The organism is Candidatus Tenderia electrophaga (assembly GCA_001447805.1).
Taxonomy (GTDB): Bacteria; Pseudomonadota; Gammaproteobacteria; order Tenderiales; family Tenderiaceae; genus Tenderia; species Tenderia electrophaga.
On the sequence record CP013099.1, the window covers coordinates 1,682,306 to 1,699,840 of the forward strand.

At 58.3% G+C, this 17,535-nt stretch carries 18 protein-coding genes and 1 tRNA gene; 12 read left to right on the top strand and 7 right to left on the bottom strand.

The window, feature by feature from the left end; all coding sequences use genetic code 11:
• Window positions 1-27 precede the first annotated feature (27 nt).
• From Tel_07745 to Tel_07765, 5 genes are all read left to right on the top strand, one after another.
• Window positions 28-1,044, top strand: coding sequence for a phenylalanine--tRNA ligase subunit alpha (locus Tel_07745; GenBank protein ID ALP53056.1), 1,017 nt, complete (start codon window positions 28-30; stop codon window positions 1,042-1,044).
• 41 nt (window positions 1,045-1,085) lie between these two features.
• Window positions 1,086-3,464 carry a phenylalanine--tRNA ligase subunit beta gene (locus tag Tel_07750; GenBank protein ALP53057.1) on the top strand — a complete coding sequence of 793 codons (2,379 nt, stop codon included), beginning with the start codon at window positions 1,086-1,088 and terminating at the stop codon, window positions 3,462-3,464.
• A 3-nt stretch (window positions 3,465-3,467) separates the two neighbouring features.
• Window positions 3,468-3,773, top strand: coding sequence for an integration host factor subunit alpha (gene ihfA / locus Tel_07755; GenBank protein ID ALP53058.1), 306 nt, complete (start codon window positions 3,468-3,470; stop codon window positions 3,771-3,773).
• Window positions 3,748-4,104 (top strand): hypothetical protein, encoded by a 357-nt coding sequence (locus Tel_07760; GenBank protein ALP53059.1) that lies wholly within the window; start codon window positions 3,748-3,750, stop codon window positions 4,102-4,104. The genes ihfA and Tel_07760 overlap by 26 nt, the downstream gene beginning before the upstream one ends.
• Before the next feature lie 106 nt (window positions 4,105-4,210).
• Window positions 4,211-4,287, top strand: a tRNA-Pro gene (locus Tel_07765).
• Window positions 4,288-4,307: 20 nt separating this feature from the next.
• Here the strand turns inward: Tel_07765 and Tel_07770 are convergent.
• From Tel_07770 to Tel_07785, 4 genes are read right to left on the bottom strand one after another with little or no spacing between them, the layout of a single operon-like run.
• Window positions 4,308-5,588, bottom strand: a complete 1,281-nt coding sequence (locus tag Tel_07770; protein ID ALP54776.1) for a C4-dicarboxylate ABC transporter — start codon at window positions 5,586-5,588, stop codon at window positions 4,308-4,310.
• Between the two features lie 12 nt (window positions 5,589-5,600).
• Complete coding sequence (locus Tel_07775; GenBank protein ALP53060.1) at window positions 5,601-6,098, bottom strand: C4-dicarboxylate ABC transporter permease; 498 nt, start codon at window positions 6,096-6,098, stop codon at window positions 5,601-5,603.
• Between the two features lie 13 nt (window positions 6,099-6,111).
• Window positions 6,112-7,110, bottom strand: coding sequence for a C4-dicarboxylate ABC transporter (locus tag Tel_07780; GenBank protein ID ALP53061.1), 999 nt, complete (start codon window positions 7,108-7,110; stop codon window positions 6,112-6,114).
• 6 nt (window positions 7,111-7,116) lie between these two features.
• On the bottom strand, window positions 7,117-7,962 hold the full coding sequence (locus tag Tel_07785; GenBank protein ALP53062.1) for a hypothetical protein: 846 nt from the start codon (window positions 7,960-7,962) through the stop codon (window positions 7,117-7,119).
• A gap of 205 nt (window positions 7,963-8,167) precedes the next feature.
• Between Tel_07785 and Tel_07790 the strand changes: the two genes are divergently transcribed.
• Window positions 8,168-8,842 carry a hypothetical protein gene (locus Tel_07790; GenBank protein ALP53063.1) on the top strand — a complete coding sequence of 225 codons (675 nt, stop codon included), beginning with the start codon at window positions 8,168-8,170 and terminating at the stop codon, window positions 8,840-8,842.
• On the opposite strand, the gene Tel_07795 is transcribed toward Tel_07790, so the two are convergent.
• On the bottom strand, window positions 8,836-9,210 hold the full coding sequence (locus tag Tel_07795; protein ID ALP53064.1) for a hypothetical protein: 375 nt from the start codon (window positions 9,208-9,210) through the stop codon (window positions 8,836-8,838). The two genes, Tel_07790 and Tel_07795, sit on opposite strands and share 7 nt — an antisense overlap.
• A gap of 189 nt (window positions 9,211-9,399) precedes the next feature.
• On the opposite strand from Tel_07795, the gene Tel_07800 reads away from it, so the two are divergent.
• Both Tel_07800 and Tel_07805 read left to right on the top strand, forming a co-directional pair.
• Window positions 9,400-9,951, top strand: a complete 552-nt coding sequence (locus Tel_07800; GenBank protein ALP53065.1) for a cupin — start codon at window positions 9,400-9,402, stop codon at window positions 9,949-9,951.
• Entirely contained in the window at window positions 9,948-10,628 is a 681-nt protein-coding gene (locus Tel_07805) for a haloacid dehalogenase (protein ID ALP53066.1), read from the top strand. Before Tel_07800 ends, Tel_07805 begins: the two co-directional genes overlap by 4 nt.
• Before the next feature lie 41 nt (window positions 10,629-10,669).
• Here the strand turns inward: Tel_07805 and Tel_07810 are convergent, their stop codons facing one another.
• Complete coding sequence (locus tag Tel_07810; protein ID ALP53067.1) at window positions 10,670-11,248, bottom strand: alkyl hydroperoxide reductase; 579 nt, start codon at window positions 11,246-11,248, stop codon at window positions 10,670-10,672.
• 158 nt (window positions 11,249-11,406) lie between these two features.
• Here Tel_07810 and Tel_07815 point away from each other — a divergent pair, with 158 nt between their 5' ends.
• The 4 genes from Tel_07815 to Tel_07830 all read left to right on the top strand — a co-directional run bounded on the left by Tel_07815 (window position 11,407) and on the right by Tel_07830 (window position 16,892).
• The gene (locus Tel_07815; protein ALP53068.1) at window positions 11,407-12,372 is read left to right on the top strand and encodes a lytic transglycosylase; all 966 of its coding nucleotides are present in this window, start codon (window positions 11,407-11,409) and stop codon (window positions 12,370-12,372) included.
• Window positions 12,373-12,397: 25 nt separating this feature from the next.
• Complete coding sequence (gene pepN / locus Tel_07820) at window positions 12,398-15,052, top strand: aminopeptidase N (GenBank protein ID ALP53069.1); 2,655 nt, start codon at window positions 12,398-12,400, stop codon at window positions 15,050-15,052.
• A 2-nt stretch (window positions 15,053-15,054) separates the two neighbouring features.
• On the top strand, window positions 15,055-15,882 hold the full coding sequence (locus tag Tel_07825; GenBank protein ID ALP53070.1) for a hypothetical protein: 828 nt from the start codon (window positions 15,055-15,057) through the stop codon (window positions 15,880-15,882).
• A gap of 242 nt (window positions 15,883-16,124) precedes the next feature.
• Window positions 16,125-16,892, top strand: a complete 768-nt coding sequence (locus Tel_07830) for a hypothetical protein (GenBank protein ID ALP53071.1) — start codon at window positions 16,125-16,127, stop codon at window positions 16,890-16,892.
• On the opposite strand, the gene Tel_07835 is transcribed toward Tel_07830, so the two are convergent.
• Window positions 16,843-17,511, bottom strand: coding sequence for a hypothetical protein (locus tag Tel_07835; protein ID ALP53072.1), 669 nt, complete (start codon window positions 17,509-17,511; stop codon window positions 16,843-16,845). The genes Tel_07830 and Tel_07835 overlap by 50 nt on opposite strands.
• Window positions 17,512-17,535: the final 24 nt, after the last annotated feature.

A 17,535-nucleotide genomic window follows, 5' to 3' on the forward strand; every position in this document is an offset into this window, starting at 1 on the left:
ACCGTCAATCTATCAGGGGATGGATACGTGCAGGAGTTAGCGGATTTAGTGAGTCAGGCCGAGGCGGCCGTCACTCAGGCCTCGGATTTGAACGCCCTGGATCAGGTGCGGGTGGAGTACCTGGGCAAGAAGGGTGTGCTGACCCAATACCTGAAGCAGTTGGGCAACCTGCCCGCGGAGGAGCGCCCGAAGGTAGGGCAGGCGGTCAACCAGGCCAAGCAGGCGTTGCAGGTGTCGATCAATGCGCGGCGTCGTGAACTGGAAGCGGCGGCGCTCAACGCCAAACTGGCGGCGGAGACCCTCGACGTCACTCTGCCCGGTCGTGGTCAGGATGTTGGTGGAATCCATCCGGTCACGCGCACCCTGCAGCGTATCGAAGAGTATTTTAATCGCCTCGGTTTTGATATCGCCACCGGCCCCGAGATCGAATCGGACTATCACAACTTCACCGCCCTGAATATTCCCGAGAACCATCCGGCCCGTGCCATGCATGATACCTTCTATGTGGATGAACGCACCCTGCTGCGCACCCACACTTCACCGGTACAGGTGCGGGTGATGGAAAACAAACAGCCCCCCTTGCGTGTGATCGCGCCCGGGCGTGTCTATCGTTGTGACTCGGATGTTACCCATACGCCCATGTTTCACCAGGTGGAAGGCTTCATGGTGGATACTGATGTCACCTTCGCCCATCTGAAGGGCATGCTGACCGATTTTCTGCGCAACTTTTTCGAGCAGGATTTGGGCACCCGTTTTCGGCCTTCCTATTTTCCTTTCACTGAGCCGTCGGCCGAGGTGGATATGGAATGTGTTATGTGTCAGGGCAAGGGCTGCCGCGTCTGCAGTCATACCGGCTGGCTGGAGGTGCTGGGCTGCGGCATGATTCATCCCAACGTTTTGGCCAATGTCGGTATCGACAATGAAAAATACACCGGCTTCGCTTTCGGTATGGGCGTGGAGCGCCTGACCATGCTGCGCTACGGTGTGAATGATCTGCGCCTGTTTTTCGAGAACGACCTGCGCTTCCTGCGCCAATTCAATTAAGCCGGTCCATTTAATAACAGTACAGCGAAAACAATCAAACGATGAAATTTAGCGAACAATGGTTGCGTGAATGGGTGAATCCGGATGTGTCGACCGCGGAGCTGGCGCATCAGTTGACCATGGCCGGTCTGGAAGTGGATGCGGTCGAGCCGGTGGCGGCGGCGTTCAGGCACGTCGTGGTGGGAGAGGTGCTGTCGGTGGAACCTCACCCTGATGCCGATCGTCTGCGGGTGTGCAAGGTCAATGTGGGTAACGAGACCCTTTCCATTGTCTGCGGCGCACCCAATGTGGCCGAGGGACAGAGGGTGCCCACGGCCCTGATCGGCGCCCAGTTGCCTAACGGCCTGGAGATCAAGAAATCTAAGCTGCGCGGGGTGGAGTCCTGCGGCATGCTGTGTTCGGCGGTGGAATTGGGTCTGGCGGAGAGTTCGGAAGGATTGATGCTGTTGCCGCCCGGCGCCGAAGCCGGTGCTGATGTCCGCCAGCTGTTGCAGCTGGATGATGTCACTATCGAGATCGGCCTGACACCCAACCGCGGCGATTGTCTCAGCATCACCGGCATCGCCCGTGAGGCTGGGGTGGTGAATCAAAGCGCCGTTGCCGAGCCCGAGCTGGAAGATATCGCCCCCGCCCATGATGAAACCTTCCCCGTTACCTTGACCGCTGCCGAGGTCTGCCCGCGCTACATCGGCCGAGTGATCAAGGGCATCAATCCGAAGGCACAGACGCCGTTGTGGATGCGGGAGCGCCTGCGCCGTTCGGACGTGCGCAGCATTAGCCCGGTGGTGGATGTCACCAATTATGTCATGCTCGAGTTGGGCCAGCCCATGCACGCCTTTGACCTGGCCAAACTGACCGGCGGCATCGAGGTGCGCTATGCCAACGACGCTGAGCGGATTACCTTGTTGGACGGCCAGGAGGTGACCTTGCAGTCCGACACCCTGGTGATCGCGGATCAGAATGCACCGTTGGCCATGGCGGGCATCATGGGCGGCGAAGCTTCTGCGGTGACAGATAACAGCGTCGACCTGTTCCTGGAGAGCGCCTTTTTCAATCCCGATGCCATCATCGGCAAGGCGCGCCAGTACGGTCTGCATACCGACTCCTCACACCGTTTTGAGCGCGGCGTGGATTTCGAACTGCCGGCCCGTGCCATGCAGCGCGCCACGCAGTTGCTGCTGGAAATCGTCGGCGGTCAGGCCGGCCCTGTCGTCGAAGCCGTCGAAACGGACAAACTGCCGCAACGCCAACCCATCACCCTGCGCCTGGCGCGCATCAAGCGTCTGTTGGGCATCGACCTGGCGCCGGCACGGGTGGGCGAGTTGCTGAAACGCCTGGGCATGCGCGTGGTGGAGCAGGGCGACAGCTGGCAGGTGACCGCCCCCAGTTTTCGTTTCGACCTGGCCATCGAGGCGGACCTGATCGAGGAGGTGGGCCGCGTCTATGGCTATGACGCCTTGCCCACCGAAGCGCCCAAAATGGCGTTGACGGTCCAGCTGCCGCGCGAGGCCCGGGTGAGTCTCGAGCGCGTGCGCAGCTTTCTGGTCGACCGCGGTTACCAGGAGGCGATCACCTACAGCTTTGTCGACGAGAGACTTCAGCGCCTGGTGACGCCGGATGAGACCGGGATCGCCCTGGCCAATCCGATCTCCGCCGATATGGCGGTGATGCGCACCAGCCTCTGGAGTGGTCTGTTGCAGGCGCTGCAATATAACCAGAATCGCCAACAGGAGCGAGTGCGGCTGTTTGAGCGCGGGGTCAAGTTCGTCCAGCGAGATGGCAAGGTCACGGAAGAGGGTGTGATCGCCGGCGTGGTGGCCGGCAACCTGTTGCCCGAGCAGTGGTCAGCGCAGGTGGCGCCGGTGGATTTTTATGATCTCAAGGCCGATGTGGAGGGGCTGTTAGGATTGACGGGGCGCAGCAGCGACTATATGTTTGTGGCGGACGGGAATGCCGCTTTGCACCCGGGCCAGTCCGCTGCGATAAAGAGTGCTAAGGGCGTGCCGATAGGATGGATAGGTAAACTGCATCCGAAGCTGGAGAAAGACTTAGATTTCAATGGCTCAGTTTACCTATTTGAAGTGTCGGAGGAGGTGTTTTTCAGTGCCCGCAAGCCTGAATTCGTAGAATTGTCCCGATTCCCTTCAGTCAGGCGCGACCTGGCCATCGTGGTGGATCAGGCGGTCTCGGCGCAACAGGTCAGCGACTGTGTTGCAGCAGTATCAGGAGAATATCTGGCAAAGCTACAGTTGTTTGATGTATATTGTGGCGAAGGTATTGAATCAGGGAGAAAAAGTCTTGCTTTAGGCTTGACCTTTCAGGACCATTCCCGCACTCTAAAAGATAAAGATGTAGAGGCTCTGGTATCGAAGATACTGGAGGAACTTAACCAGGAACTACACGCAACGCTGAGAGAGTAAGCCATGGCGTTAACAAAAGCAGACATGGCCGAGAGGCTGTTTGAGGAACTTGGTCTGAACAAACGTGAGGCCAAGGAGCTGGTAGAGATGTTTTTTGAAGAAGTGCGGGGGGCCTTGGAAAACGGCCGTCAGGTCAAATTGTCAGGCTTCGGCAACTTCAATCTGCGCGATAAGAAGGAACGTCCCGGTCGCAACCCCAAGACCGGTGAAGAGATTCCCATCACTGCGCGCCGTGTCGTGACCTTCCATCCCGGGCAAAAACTGAAAGCGAGAGTAGAGGCATATGCTGGAAGCCGCGAACAATCATGAGCTACCCGCCATTCCGGCCAAGCGCTACTTCACCATCGGTGAGGTGAGTGAGCTGTGTGGCGTCAAGCCTCATGTATTGCGCTATTGGGAGCAGGAATTTCCCCAGCTTAAACCGCTGAAGCGACGCGGTAATCGGCGTTATTATCAGCGCCATGATGTGATCATGATTCGCCAGATCCGCGGCCTGCTTTACGAGCAGGGCTTTACTATCGGCGGCGCGCGGCAGAAGCTGTCCGGCAATGAAGCGAAGACCGATGTTACACACAGCCTTGAGCTGATCCAACAGATGCGTCGGGAACTGGAAGACGTACTGACGGAACTGAAAAACTAACGCAGCAGATCCACAAAACAAGGCTGGCGCGCAGGGGGGGAGTTCGGTAGAATACGCCTCGCTGAGTCAGCATCCCCGATTTTGTTTTTTCATCTAAAGAAATTAACGGGCAGTAGCGCAGTCTGGTAGCGCACCACAATGGGGTTGTGGGGGTCGGAGGTTCGAATCCTCTCTGCCCGACCAAATTTCTCCTTCCTTAAGCTTTATCGTTCCAGCATTTCCGGCAGTGTCAGTGACAGCGCCGGGATATAGGTAATCATCAATACGGCCAGCAATAGCAATACAAAGAACGGCAGAGTCGCCCGGTAAAGCTGCAGCACCGATTTATTGAAGCGATGACTGGCGATAAACAGATTCATGCCCACCGGTGGGGTGAAATAGCCGATCTGCATATTCGCCAGAAAGATAATGCCAAGGTGCAGCGGATGTATGCCGTACTGCAGGGCGATGGGCATGATGATGGGTACCATGATGACGATGGCGGAGAAGATATCGAGCATGGTGCCCAGCAGCAGCAGAAAGATATTCAGCAGCAACAGAAAGGTCAGCGGGTCATCCACATGGGACTGGATGCTGTCGAAGATTCGCGTCGGCACCTCGGCGTCGATCATGTAGTTGGTGGAGGCCATGGACACGCCCAGGATGACCAGAATGGCGCCGATCAATACCATCGACTCGTGCATGATGGCGGGCAGTTGGCTGAATTTGATGTCGCGGTTGACCAACACTTCGACAATGAAGACATAGGCCACCGTGACCGCCGCCGCCTCGGAGACGGCAAAATAGCCGCTGTAGATGCCGCCGAGCACGATGAAGGGCAGGGGGATCTCCCATTTCGATTCCTTGATCGCCACCAGTAGGGCCGGGTTGGAATAGGGGATCACGGGCAGCCGACGGCCCTGCCAGATACTCCAGCCCGACAGAATCACAATCATCAGAATCCCCGGTAAGATGCCGGCCAGAAACAGTTCGTCAATGCTGAAGGCCGTGCCGATGCCCAGTTGCTGTGAAATCACCCCATATAGGATTAAGGGCAGCGACGGGGCGAACAACACGCCCAGACTGCCGGCACTGGTGATCAGGCCGAGATTGAAATTCTCGCGATAACCGGCCTGCATGAGGGCGGGATACAGCAGCGCGCCGAGGGCTACGATGGCCACCCCCGAGGCACCGGTAAAGGCGGTGAACAGGGCGCAGGCGCAGAGACAGACGATGGCCAGGCCGCCCGGCATCCAGCCCAGCAGCGCCTCGGTGAGGCGTACCAGGCGTTGCGGTGCGCCGCTTTCGCTGAGCAAATAGCCGGTAAAGGTAAACAAGGGGATGGCCAGTAGGATAGGGATCTCCGCCAGCCGGTAAAACTCAATAGCCACCACGGACAGATCAATGTCGGCCGTATAGAAACCATACAGGGCCGAGGCAGCGATGATGATATACAGTGGAGTGCCGATCAATGCCAGACCAATCAGGAGTAGGGTGACCAGGATCTCCACGCCGAATCAACTCAGCGGCTTGGTGGCGGCAGGCGGTCCGCGTTTGATGACGCCGCCGGTATTGATAAGAAAGCGCAGCGCCATCAAACCGAAGCCCAAGGGGATGATGCTTTCGCACAGCCAGGCCGGGACGTCGGCAAAGGCGGTAAGCCCGTCTTCATATTCCATCATTACGAAGCGGGCGGCGTAATAGCTGATGACGGCGCAGACCGCGGCGCTGAACAGATTGCTGATGACGCTCGTGATCCTTTGACCGTTAAGCGGCAGCAGGCGCGAGACTACATCGATGGTGATATGACGATTCTGCCGCGTCGCAGCGATGGCGCCGAGCAGGCCGAGCCACAACACCAGCACACGTAGCAGCGGGTCGGTCCATTCAATGCCGGTGTCAAACAGATTGCGCAGAATGATCTGGCTCAGGGCGAGTAGGATCATGGTGCCCAGGGTGACGATCAGCAGCCCGTCTTCGAGCAGGTGAATCAGGCGGAGAAGCTTGTGGTGCATTGCGACAGACTATTTATTGTGCGCGGCTGCGGAAGTCATTTAGATGTTCACTAATCCGTTGCGTAATCGCCTCGCTGACCACACCTGCGCGGATCAATTCGTCGGTGGCCTGTTTCACTGCGTCCGTCCATTCCGATTCTGAGGCGTGTCCAATGGAGACGAACTTGATGCCCTGTTGTTTGAGCGCCTGGAAGGCCTGCTCATTGTCTGCACGATTGATCTTGTCCAACTTGGCGAAGGCCGCGGACATCACGGCTCGGACGATGCGCTGGTCTGCTGTGCTCAGCTTCTCGAAGTCCTTACGATCCACAATCAGGGTGCCGTAGAGATACATCAGCGGTGTACGGTTCAAGTAATCCACCTTGGTGTGCCATTGCAGGGCGATGGCGCCGATGGGGGAGGCGGCCACGGTGTCGATCAGGCCTGTCTGCAGGCCGGTGAGCACATCGGTAAGCGGCAAAGAGACGGGACTGATGCCGATGGCCTCGAAGGCGGCGCGACTGATGGGGTCGCCCTCGGGTGACCATACCTTCAGGGTCCTCAGCTTGTCGACTGTATCCAGGGGGTATTCGGACATCAGATAGGCAAAACCGCCTTCACTCAGGCCAAAGCTGACATACCCGTTTTGGTACAGCTGATCGATGATGAACGGATCCAGGTGGCCACGCACATAATCCACTTCGGCGTGGGAGCGAAACAGCAGCGGCAGGCTGTAGACCTGGGAATCGGGGTATATATTTTGCAGGCCGCCACCGGTGATGGCACCGCCGTGCAGTTGACCGATTTTGATCTTTCTCAGCACGCTCTTGTCATTGCCCATGACGCCGCCGGGATAGAAACGGAATTTGACTCGGCCGTCGGTGCGTTGTTTGATCTCATCGGCTGCCTGTTTTAGCTCTTCCATCCAGCGCGTACCGTCGGGAACCACGGTGGCGATTTTGAATGTTTTCGCCTGTGCCGGGATCACGGTTAGCGTAAACAGGCATAGCATCCATGCCAGATGTTTCAACATAATCCTCTATTCCTCAAAATATTCTTCGGATGTGTCCAGCAATTCCCGAGCCGCCTGTTTGGCCAGGGCGTTGCTGAGGTTGAGTTTGGCAACACCAGGTTGCGCCGTGATGACTTCATTGAGCAGCCGATCATGCAATTCTTGGTCAAACATCAAACGGGCGTAGTGGCGCGCATATTCGACCTTGGCGACCAGGTCTTTGCCTTGTGATATGGCAATCGCTTTTTCGAAGTGTAAACGACCGGTTTCCGGCTTGCCGCCCAGCGCGGGCGGGATCTGACTGTTGATCACCGCCAGGTACAGGTGGGCGCGGCCCCATTGGTATTGTTCGTTAAGCTCCGCCACTCTTGTCATAACGGCTTCCACTTTTGGGACTTGAGCCAGGCCGTTCCAATCGTTGCGATGGGTCTGGATCCATCCCGCCCAGGCGGTGCCGTAACTGTAGAGCAGGGCAATGTCGTCGCGCCGCAGCTGTTTCAGGGCCTGTCGGAATGTGTCCAGATCGGCGTTTTCCGACGCGCAAATCCCATTCTCTACCGTGCAGAGCGCCGTGCGCGCCTGTCGCAGGGACTTGTCGGTCAGTTGACGCGCACGTGACGCATCGCTGACAAAGAGCGTGGCGTAGGCGCCGTTCAGATCGGCGCTGGCGCTGAGGATAGTCGCGTTTTCCGGCGCCCCTAACACCAGGCTGTCCATCATCACCAGAAAAGTGGGCATGCTGGCGGCCGCGATGTCCGGGTCGTTTTGAGTCAGGATGGCATCGCCCAGATTGTTGGCAAAACGTTCCGAGACCATGGAGCTGCAGGCGCTCAAGCTGAGCAGCAAAAAAGCCAGAAGGGGTTTGCGGAGCATGCCTGAATGTTGGAGTCGATGTAATTGGTCGCGTGGATTGAAGTGTTTGTATAACAAAGAATGGTTTGTATATCAACGTGATCACCGCAAAATACGCTGCGCGTGTCATTAAACGGCAGCATTTGCAATAGTTGGCGTCCGGATTTGGGCATTGCAGCCATTCTATGTCACTATGGCGGGCGAAATTTCAAACAGGATTATTCACATGAAAAAAACCGTAGCGCTAATCACCATCGCAGGCCTGTGGGCCGGCCAGGCCATGGCGGTGGATCTCGAAAATGACAAGCAACGTTTCAGTTACATCGTTGGGCTGCAGATCGGTCAGCAGTTGAAGAATGACAACATCGAATTGGATGAGGACGCATTTCTCGCCGCCATCCAGGATGTGGCCGCCGGCAAGCAACCCCAGCTCAGTCAGTCGCAAATCCAGGACACCCTGCAACGGGTGCAGCAGCAACGCGCCTCGGTGGCGCAGCAGGCAGGGGAAGAGAACCGCCGCCAAGGCGAAGAATTCCTGGTCGAAAACGCCAAGAAGTCGGGCGTGAAGAAAACGGACAGCGGATTGCAATACAAGGTCATCGAAGAGGGCAAGGGTGAAAAACCCAAGGCCAGTGATACGGTGGTGGTTCACTACCGCGGCACCTTAATCGACGGCACTGAATTTGACAGTTCATACAGCCGCGGGGAGCCGGCGACCTTTCCGGTAAACGGAGTGATTCAGGGTTGGCAAGAGGCCTTGCAGATGATGCGCGAAGGAAGTAAGTGGCAGATCTATGTGCCCGCCGACCTGGCCTATGGCAGCCGTGGGGCCGGGGCTCAGATCGGCCCCAACTCCACCTTGATCTTTGATGTGGAGTTGTTGGATATCAAGGATCAGTAATCCAGATTAGACCAGCCATTCTGAGCGCTTCTCAGTTCGCGATCCTCCTGCGCGCAGCGGTAGAACACCTTGACCGCGTAGCTGTGCGGGGACTCCTGCCACAGATAAGCGTCGAGAATGGTCTTCAGCAGGGCCCTGGAGTAGGTTTGCTCTGCGGCAGCAACCCGGCTGTGGCCAAGGATGGCGAGATCCAGGGCGTGCTCGGCAGGTACGCCGAGGCGTGAATTGATGACGGAATCAAAACCGATCATGGCCTGGGAATAGCAGAGGTATTCCTCCTTGTTGGTCGCCAGTGCCTCGAAGGCTGACACGTTCAGGGGGACGACCATAAAACATAATAGAATCATCTTGTTAATAATGGTTTTCATAATGCCACCTCCGGCATCTGCCTGGTGGGATGCACGCCCCGGACGTTTCCGGGCGTCACATAAAGTTAGATACTCGTTATATCGGCTGGTTCGGCGAATCAATAAAGTGTCTTTGCACTGTCTCACAGCGCTGGTCAGACGCCGTAGCCCGGCTTAGAATCACACGCCTTAGCCAGGAGGGAATCATCCATGAGTCTGTTAAAAGTATTTTCCGCCGATCAGGCGCAATTGATAGAATCCATTGAAAATCACGACCGTATTGCGACCCGCCTGCGCGACGCCGGGGTGCTGTTCGAGCGCTGGCAGGCGAGCCAGCCGCTGGACCATGATGCGAGCCAGGAGGCGATCATCGAGGCCTATCGCCCTGCGGTGGATCGCTTGATGCAGGAGTATGGTTTTCAATCGGTGGATGTCATCGCCCTGGGGCCTGATCATCCGGACCGTGTCGCCCTGCGGCAGAAGTTCCTGGATGAACACGTTCATAGTGAATTCGAGGTGCGCTTCTTCGTCGACGGCCAAGGCCTGTTCTATATCCATCAGGGCGATAAGGTCTACGCCGTGTTGTGCCAACAGGGCGACCTCATCAGCGTGCCGGCCAACACCAAGCATTGGTTCGATATGGGGGCGGCGCCGTCGCTTAAGTGCATTCGCCTGTTCACCAGCACCGAAGGTTGGGTGGCGCAATACACGGGCGATAAGATCGCCGCTCAGTTTCCCCGCGTTGAACAATTCACCGCATGATTAAGGCGGTCGTTACCGATATCGAGGGAACCACGTCGTCGCTTTCGTTCGTGAAGGATGTGTTGTTCCCCTATGCCCGCGAACACATGGCCGAGTTCGTGCGGCGCCACGCCCATGAGCCCGAGGTCAAGGCGCAGTTGGAGGAGGTGCGCCACGCGGTCGGCAAGGATTTGGACCTGGACGGGATCATCCGCCGACTGGTCCAATGGATCGAGGAAGATCAAAAGATAACGCCGCTCAAGACTCTGCAGGGCATGATTTGGGAGGCGGGTTACCGCGACGGCGCCTTTACCGGCCACGTCTATGCCGATGCGGCCGACAGGCTGCGTCAGTGGCACGCGCAGGGCATTCGCCTCTACGCGTTTTCCTCCGGCTCGGTGCGCGCGCAACAGCTGATTTTCGGCTATAGCGATTACGGTGATCTGACCCCGCTGTTCGACGGCTATTTCGACACCCGCATCGGCGCCAAGCGTGAGGTTGAGGCCTATCGCCATATTATCGGCGCCATCGGCTGTGCGGCGCCGGAGATCCTGTTCCTGTCCGATATCGTCGAGGAGTTGCAGGCGTCGAAGCTGGCGGGTATGCAGGCGGTACAAGTGCGGCGCGCTGGGCAGACGCCCTGGCCGGGCTGTATTCAGGCCGCCGATTTCAGCGAGATCGATCTCGCCAAGCTGTAGCCATTACCCGGTCCCAATTGCCGGGTAATAGCGCCTCGGCTTCAGCCGTAATAGTCCGGCTCGTTGCCTTCTTTCCATTTGATATTGCAGCCCAGGCTGGGTTTTTGCTCCTCCGGGGACGCCTCATCGTTGAGCAGGGCATCTACCGCCGCGCGCAGGTCCACGCCGCTCACCGGCACGTCGTTGCGCGGTCGGCTGTCGTCGAATTGGCCGCGATAGAACAGCTTTTGCTCACTGTCGAACAAGAAAAAATCAGGCGTGCAGGCGGCTTTGTAGGCCTTGGCCACTGCCTGGCTTTCGTCGTACAGATAGGGAAAGCTAAAGCCGTGTTCGGCGGCCGCCTCGGCCATCTTTTCTGGACTGTCGTCGGGATAGTTGACGGCGTCGTTACTGTTGATGCCCACCACCGCCAGGCCCTGGGGTTGGTACTCCTTGGCGAATTCCACCAGGGCGTCGCGGACGTGGATGACATAGGGGCAGTGATTACACATAAACACCACCAGCAGCCCTTTGGCGTCGGCGAAATCCTTCAGGCTGACCTGTTTGCCTTGGGTGTCCGGCAGGGAAAAATCAGGGGCCCGGGTGCCCAGTTCCAGCATGGTTGATTCGGTACGTGCCATGATTCTTCTCCTTGTGTGATGAATGGATGGGGCGATTCTAGCCTCCGCCGCGGGTTTAATAAACAGGCGAATAACGTTAACTCCGCTAAGGATAAGTGGCCCCCCGCTTTATTTGTTAGAATCGATGTTCGTTTGCTTCAGGGAGAGGTCTCAAGACTATGTGGCAGGGATTGACGCGGGTGTTTTTGTTTGTGCTGGTGTGCGGCAGCGCCATGGCTAACCAGCAGAGCTTCGAGCAATGGCGCGACGAAGTCAGGCAGGAGGCGCTGGAACAAGGCATCTCGCCCCAGACCTTCGAACGCGCCTTTCGGGACGTGGCGCCCATTCCCCGCATTGTCGAGCTGGACCGCAAGCAGCCCGAATTCACCCTGACCCTGGAAGAATACGTCAGCCGGGTGGTGCCCCAGCGGCGCATCTCCCTGGGCAAGAAAAAGCTGGCCGAGAATCGCGCGTTGCTGGAGCAGGTGGCCGCCGAATACGGGGTGCAACCCCGATTCCTGGTAGCCTTCTGGGGCATCGAGACCGACTTCGGCCGTCTCACCGGCGGCTTTTCCGTCATCGCCGCGCTGACCACCTTGGCCTATGACGGCCGCCGCGCTGAATTTTTCCGCGACCAGCTGCTGGACGCCCTGCAGATTCTGGAGCAGGGCCACATCGAGCCCGACCAGATGACAGGTTCCTGGGCCGGCGCTATGGGGCAGGCCCAGTTCATGCCGTCCACCTTCCGTGCCTATGCGGTGGATTTCGATGGGGACAACAAGATTGATCTGTGGCGCTCCAAGGCCGACGTCTTCGCGTCGGCGGCCAATTATTTGGCCGAAGTGGGCTGGGATAATGATCAAACCTGGGGGCGTGAGGTCAAACTGCCTGAGGGATTTGATACCTCCCTGCTCGGTCTGGAGACCAAAAAACCTCTCGACGAATGGGACAAGCTTGGGGTGCGCCGGCTGTCGGGCAACAATTTACCTGACCGCAATCTGATGGCCTCCCTGGTGCAGCCGGATGAGGGCAAGTTTGTACGCACCTACCTGGTCTATGACAATTACCGCGCCATTCTGGACTGGAATCGGTCGCATAAATTCGCCGTCGCCGTCGGCACCCTCGCCGACGCCATCGGCCGCTAGTCGTTTTTATAATGTACGAGTCCTTATGAATCAGCACACACCTGAAACCGTTTATTTGAAGGATTATCATCCGACGCCGTTTAGCGTCGACGCGATAAAGTTGCACGTCAATCTGGGCGAGGAACAGACCGTGGTCACATCTAATTTGACATTGCAGCGCCGCGGCGACGGCACACACCCCCTGCGCCTGGACGGTCAAGACCTGGAGCTGCTGCGCATTGAACTGAATGGCAAACAGCTGTCCGATGCCGAGTATGAGATTGGCGCGGAATCGCTCACCTTGATGCTTGATCTGCCCGACCGCTTTGAGTTGGAAATCCAGACCGCCATTCAGCCCCATCTCAACACCTCCCTGGAAGGCCTGTACCAATCCAGCGGCAATTTCTGCACCCAATGCGAGGCCGAAGGCTTTCGCAAGATCACTTATTTCTACGACCGCCCCGACGTGATGACCCTGTTCACCACCACCATCGAGGCGGATAAGGAAAAATACCCCGTGCTGCTCAGCAACGGCAACGCGGTCGCGCGCGGCGAACTGGGCAAGGGACGCCACTGGGTCACCTGGGAAGACCCCTTCAAAAAGCCCAGCTATCTGTTCGCCCTGGTGGCCGGCCGGCTGGCGTGTATCGAGGATAACTTCACAACCAAATCCGGCCGCGAGGTGACGTTGCAGATCTTCGTCGAGGCCCACAATGCCGATAAATGCGATCACGCCATGGCCTCGCTCAAGCGCGCCATGAAATGGGACGAGGAGGTCTTCGGTCGCGAATATGATCTGGATATCTACATGATCGTGGCGGTGGACGACTTCAACATGGGCGCCATGGAGAACAAGGGGCTCAATGTTTTCAACTCCAAATACGTGTTGGCGCGGCAGGACACAGCCACCGATACCGACTTCGTCAACATCGAGAGCGTCATCGGCCACGAGTATTTCCACAACTGGTCGGGCAACCGCGTCACCTGCCGCGACTGGTTTCAGCTCAGCCTGAAGGAAGGCTTTACGGTCTTCCGCGACCAGCAGTTCACCGCCGACATGTTTTCCGCCACGGTAAAACGCATCGATGACGTCAATCGGCTGCGCAGTTACCAGTTCATCGAGGACGCCGGCCCCATGGCTCATCCGGTGCGCCCCGAGTCCTATGTGGAGATCAACAATTTCTATACCCTGACGGTCTATGAAAAGGGCGCCGAGGTGGTGCGCATGATCTACAATCTGCTGGGCCGCGAGGCCTTCCGCAAGGGCACGGATCTGTATTTTGAGCGCCACGACGGTCAGGCCGTGACGACAGATGATTTCGTACAGGCCATGGAGGATGTCAGCGGCATCGATCTGGCCCAGTTCAAACGTTGGTACAGTCAGGCGGGCACGCCGGTGCTGGCGTGCGAGTCTGCGTACGATGCCGACGCCAAGACCTTTACCCTGAAGGTGGAGCAGAGCTGTCCGCCCACGCCGGGACAGGAGGTCAAAGAGCTGTTTCATATTCCCTTGACTGTCGGCTTGCTGGATCCGACGGGGCGCCCCGTGCCACTCAAACTGCAGGGGGAGGCGGCCCTGGGCCAGGATGCTGTGCTGCATGTGAAACAGGCGCAGGAACGTTTCGTCTTCACGGATGTTGCGCAGCGCCCGGTGCCTTCGCTGCTGCGCCATTTCTCCGCGCCGGTCAAGTTACGCCATGACTACCGCGTCGACGAGCTCGCCTTTTTGATGTCCAAGGACACGGATGAGTTCAATCGCTGGGATGCCGGCCAGCGGCTCGGACTGAGATTGATCCTGCAACTGGTGGAACAACTTCAGCGCGGCGAGCAAGCGGATAGCGGCAAACTGGTCGAGGTCTATGGGCCCTACTCGGCCGCTTTCGCCAGCCTGTTGCAGGAGCAGGGCGGTGATCTCAACTTCCGCGCCGCGGCCCTGCAGCTGCCGAGTGAAAACTACATCGGCGCGAGCATGGCGGTGATCGATCCCGGCGCCATCTTCGAGGCGCGCTGGGCCCTGCGCCGGGCCCTGGCGCGCGAGCATGAAGCCTTGCTGTGGCAGGTCTTCGGCCGCAACGCCGAGGACGGCGAGTTCTATATCGATGCGGCGGCCATCGGCCGGCGCGCCCTCAAGAACAGTTGCCTGGCCTATCTCGCCACCCTGGAAGACGAGCAGGTGATCCACACCGCCCAGGCCCAGGCCGGCAATGCCAACAACATGACCGACGTGATGGCCGCCCTGCGCAATCTGATGGATATCGATTGCCCTGAACGCCTCGAGGCCATTGACCGTTTCTACGGCAAATGGCAAGACGACGCCCTGGTGGTGGACAAGTGGCTCACCCTGCAGGCGGTGTCACGCCTGCCCGATACCCTGGACCATGTCAAAGGACTGATGCAGCACGCCGCCTTTAGCATCAAGAATCCCAACAAGGTACGCGCCTTGATCGGCGGCTTCGTCTCCGGCAACGCCTATCGCTTCCATCAGGCCGACGGCGCCGGCTATGCCTTCCTCGCCGATCAGGTGACCATGTTGGACCGGCTCAATCCTCAGGTGGCGGCACGACTGGTGGCGCCGCTGATTCAGTGGCGGCGTTATGACCAGCGTCGTCAGGTACTGATGCAACAGGAGTTACACCGCATCATGGCCGAACCCGAGTTGTCCAAGGATGTGTTTGAAGTGGTCTCGAAAGGATTGGCCTAAGCATGGCGGACAGCAGTCGCGCAGGCAACCTGCGCAAGATGATCGCCCGGCACCAGGACCCCGTGCAGTATGACTTGGTGCTGGGCGAGCATCGCATCGGCATGAATGACTATATCGGCAAGCGGGTGCAATTGACGTATCAGGGTCAGATCAATTGCATCCACTGCGGCCGCAAGACCAACAAGAGCTTCAGTCAGGGCTATTGTTTTCCCTGCATGCGCAGCCTGGCCGAGTGTGACAGTTGTATGGTCAAGCCGGAGACCTGCCACTTCGACGCCGGCACCTGCCGCGACCCGGACTGGGCCCAGGGCCACTGTTTTCAGGATCACTATGTCTATTTGGCCAATTCCTCCGGTATTAAGGTAGGTATTACCCGTGGAACTCAGATCCCGACCCGCTGGATGGATCAGGGGGCGACCCAGGCGCTGCCCATTTTCAGAGTAAAAAATCGCTTTATCGCCGGGCTGTTGGAAGTGGCGTTGAAACAGCACGTCTCCGATCGCACCGACTGGCGCAAGATGCTCAAGGGCGTGGCCGAGCCGGTGGACCTGGTGCGGCAGCGCCAGCGCTTAGTGGCTGAGTGTGATACCGCCGTGAAGGCGCTCATCGATCGTTTCGGCAGCGGCGCCGTTGTGCAGTTGCAGGATGCGGCAGTGGTCGAGATTGTGTACCCGGTGCTGAGCTATCCGGACAAGGTCAAGTCCTTCAATTTCGACAAGACCGAGCGGGTTGAGGGCACGCTGGCGGGGATTAAGGGCCAGTACCTGATCTTCGACACCGGGGTGATCAACCTGCGCAAATTCGGCGGTTATCTGGTGGAATTCGGCTGATTATCTCTGCTCCGACATCGGCTTTCGTTTATAAGCATTTGATTTTAAATGGTGGCTTTGGTGTTTGTATAGTGTAGTAGCAAACTGTGATATACTTCGCATTTCCGCGCACATGCAGGCGTGTGGCGGAATCTTCGCAACGCATTCAGTGACAGAGATTGCAGCCCCGCAAGGGCGGCAAGCAGAAGCTTTTAATTCGCCAGGGCAGGCATCCGCAAAAATCGAACACGTGAGGTGCCGCCATGGCCGACAAACAGAGAACCGAATCGACGTCCATCCCGCAGCTGAAAATGCTGCTGCTGGGCGGCGTGGCCGTCGTCTCCACCGTAATTTCCGTCGTCCTGAGCCAGCCCCATTTCGCGGTCGCCAGTATTGACAGCGAGCTGCGCCTCGTCGCCGGCGCTGACACCGCGTTAAGCGGACCCCGTGCACTGGTGTCCAGGCAGCAGGACAATCCCATCGCCGGTCGATTGTTCTGGAATCCGCTCACCAAAAGCTGGCTGACCGATGAGCAGGCCGTCTTGATGCAGACTGCCTATGAGATCGGCCTGGCCGACGGCGGGGCCGCACACGGCGAGCTGCTGCAGGCAGTACTGTTGCAGGAAACCATCGCCGGCCAGTTGGGACGGATCGGTCATATGACCGCCCCGGTGGGTAAGCGCTCCTACGGCGTGATGCAGGTTAAGGTCAGCGCCGCCCGCGATGTATTGCGCCGGCACGAGGCGTTCGGTCGGTTTCGCTCCGACGAGGAGTTGATTGTGGCCCTGATGTCGGACGATGTCTTCAATATGCGCATCGCCTCCAAGTTCTTGCTGCACCTGAAAAACCATACCCATAGCGAAGATGCCGCCCTGGTGGCCTACAACATCGGCCTGCGCGCCTCACGCAAGATTGCCAAGCCGACGAAATTCAAATATGTGGTGCGCACCCGGCGCAATCTCACCGAGGTAGTACAGCATTTTAATCAAACCGTCGGTCAGGACCTGCAACTGGCCGCGAACGCCGGCTGATCCGTTCGGCCTCGGCGGCGGAAAGCCGCCGCCAGGGCAGAGGAATGATTCCCGGCACACGTTGCATATACTCCGCATAGGCCGCGCCGAATTCACGCCGCAGTTTCCGCTCTTCCAGTTTCGCCCCGATAAAAAAATACAGCGTCACCATGATCGTGCTGATCAGGCTCAAGGTATTTTGATCGCGTGACCAGACCATCACGATGGCGAACAGATACCAGGGGTGGCGCACCCAGCGATGCAGCGGCGACAGGGTCAAGCGCTCTTGCGTCATGCGTACATCCCGCCTAAGACACGCCCGCACGCCGGTAAAGGCGGCCATATCGTAATATTTGAGCGACCAGGCAAAGCCCAGCAGGGCCGCCAGCGCCAGCGCGTCGGTGAGTACCGCCGCCACCCCCTGCCATTGCCAAACCGTTGCGGCCGGATAGGTCAGATGTATCCAGGCGATCGGGACGAGCGTCAGCAGGGCCACCAGGTTGTAGGCCAGGCGATAGCAGGGTGTCAGGCGCGGCAGTTTTGCTAAGATGTAGCGTTTGAAGCCATGACTGGCCAACAACGAATGGAGCACGAAATACCCGCTCCATATCAGCACTAGCAGTGGTTCCGCGCCGCTCATGACGTCCTCCAATCAGAAGTAAAG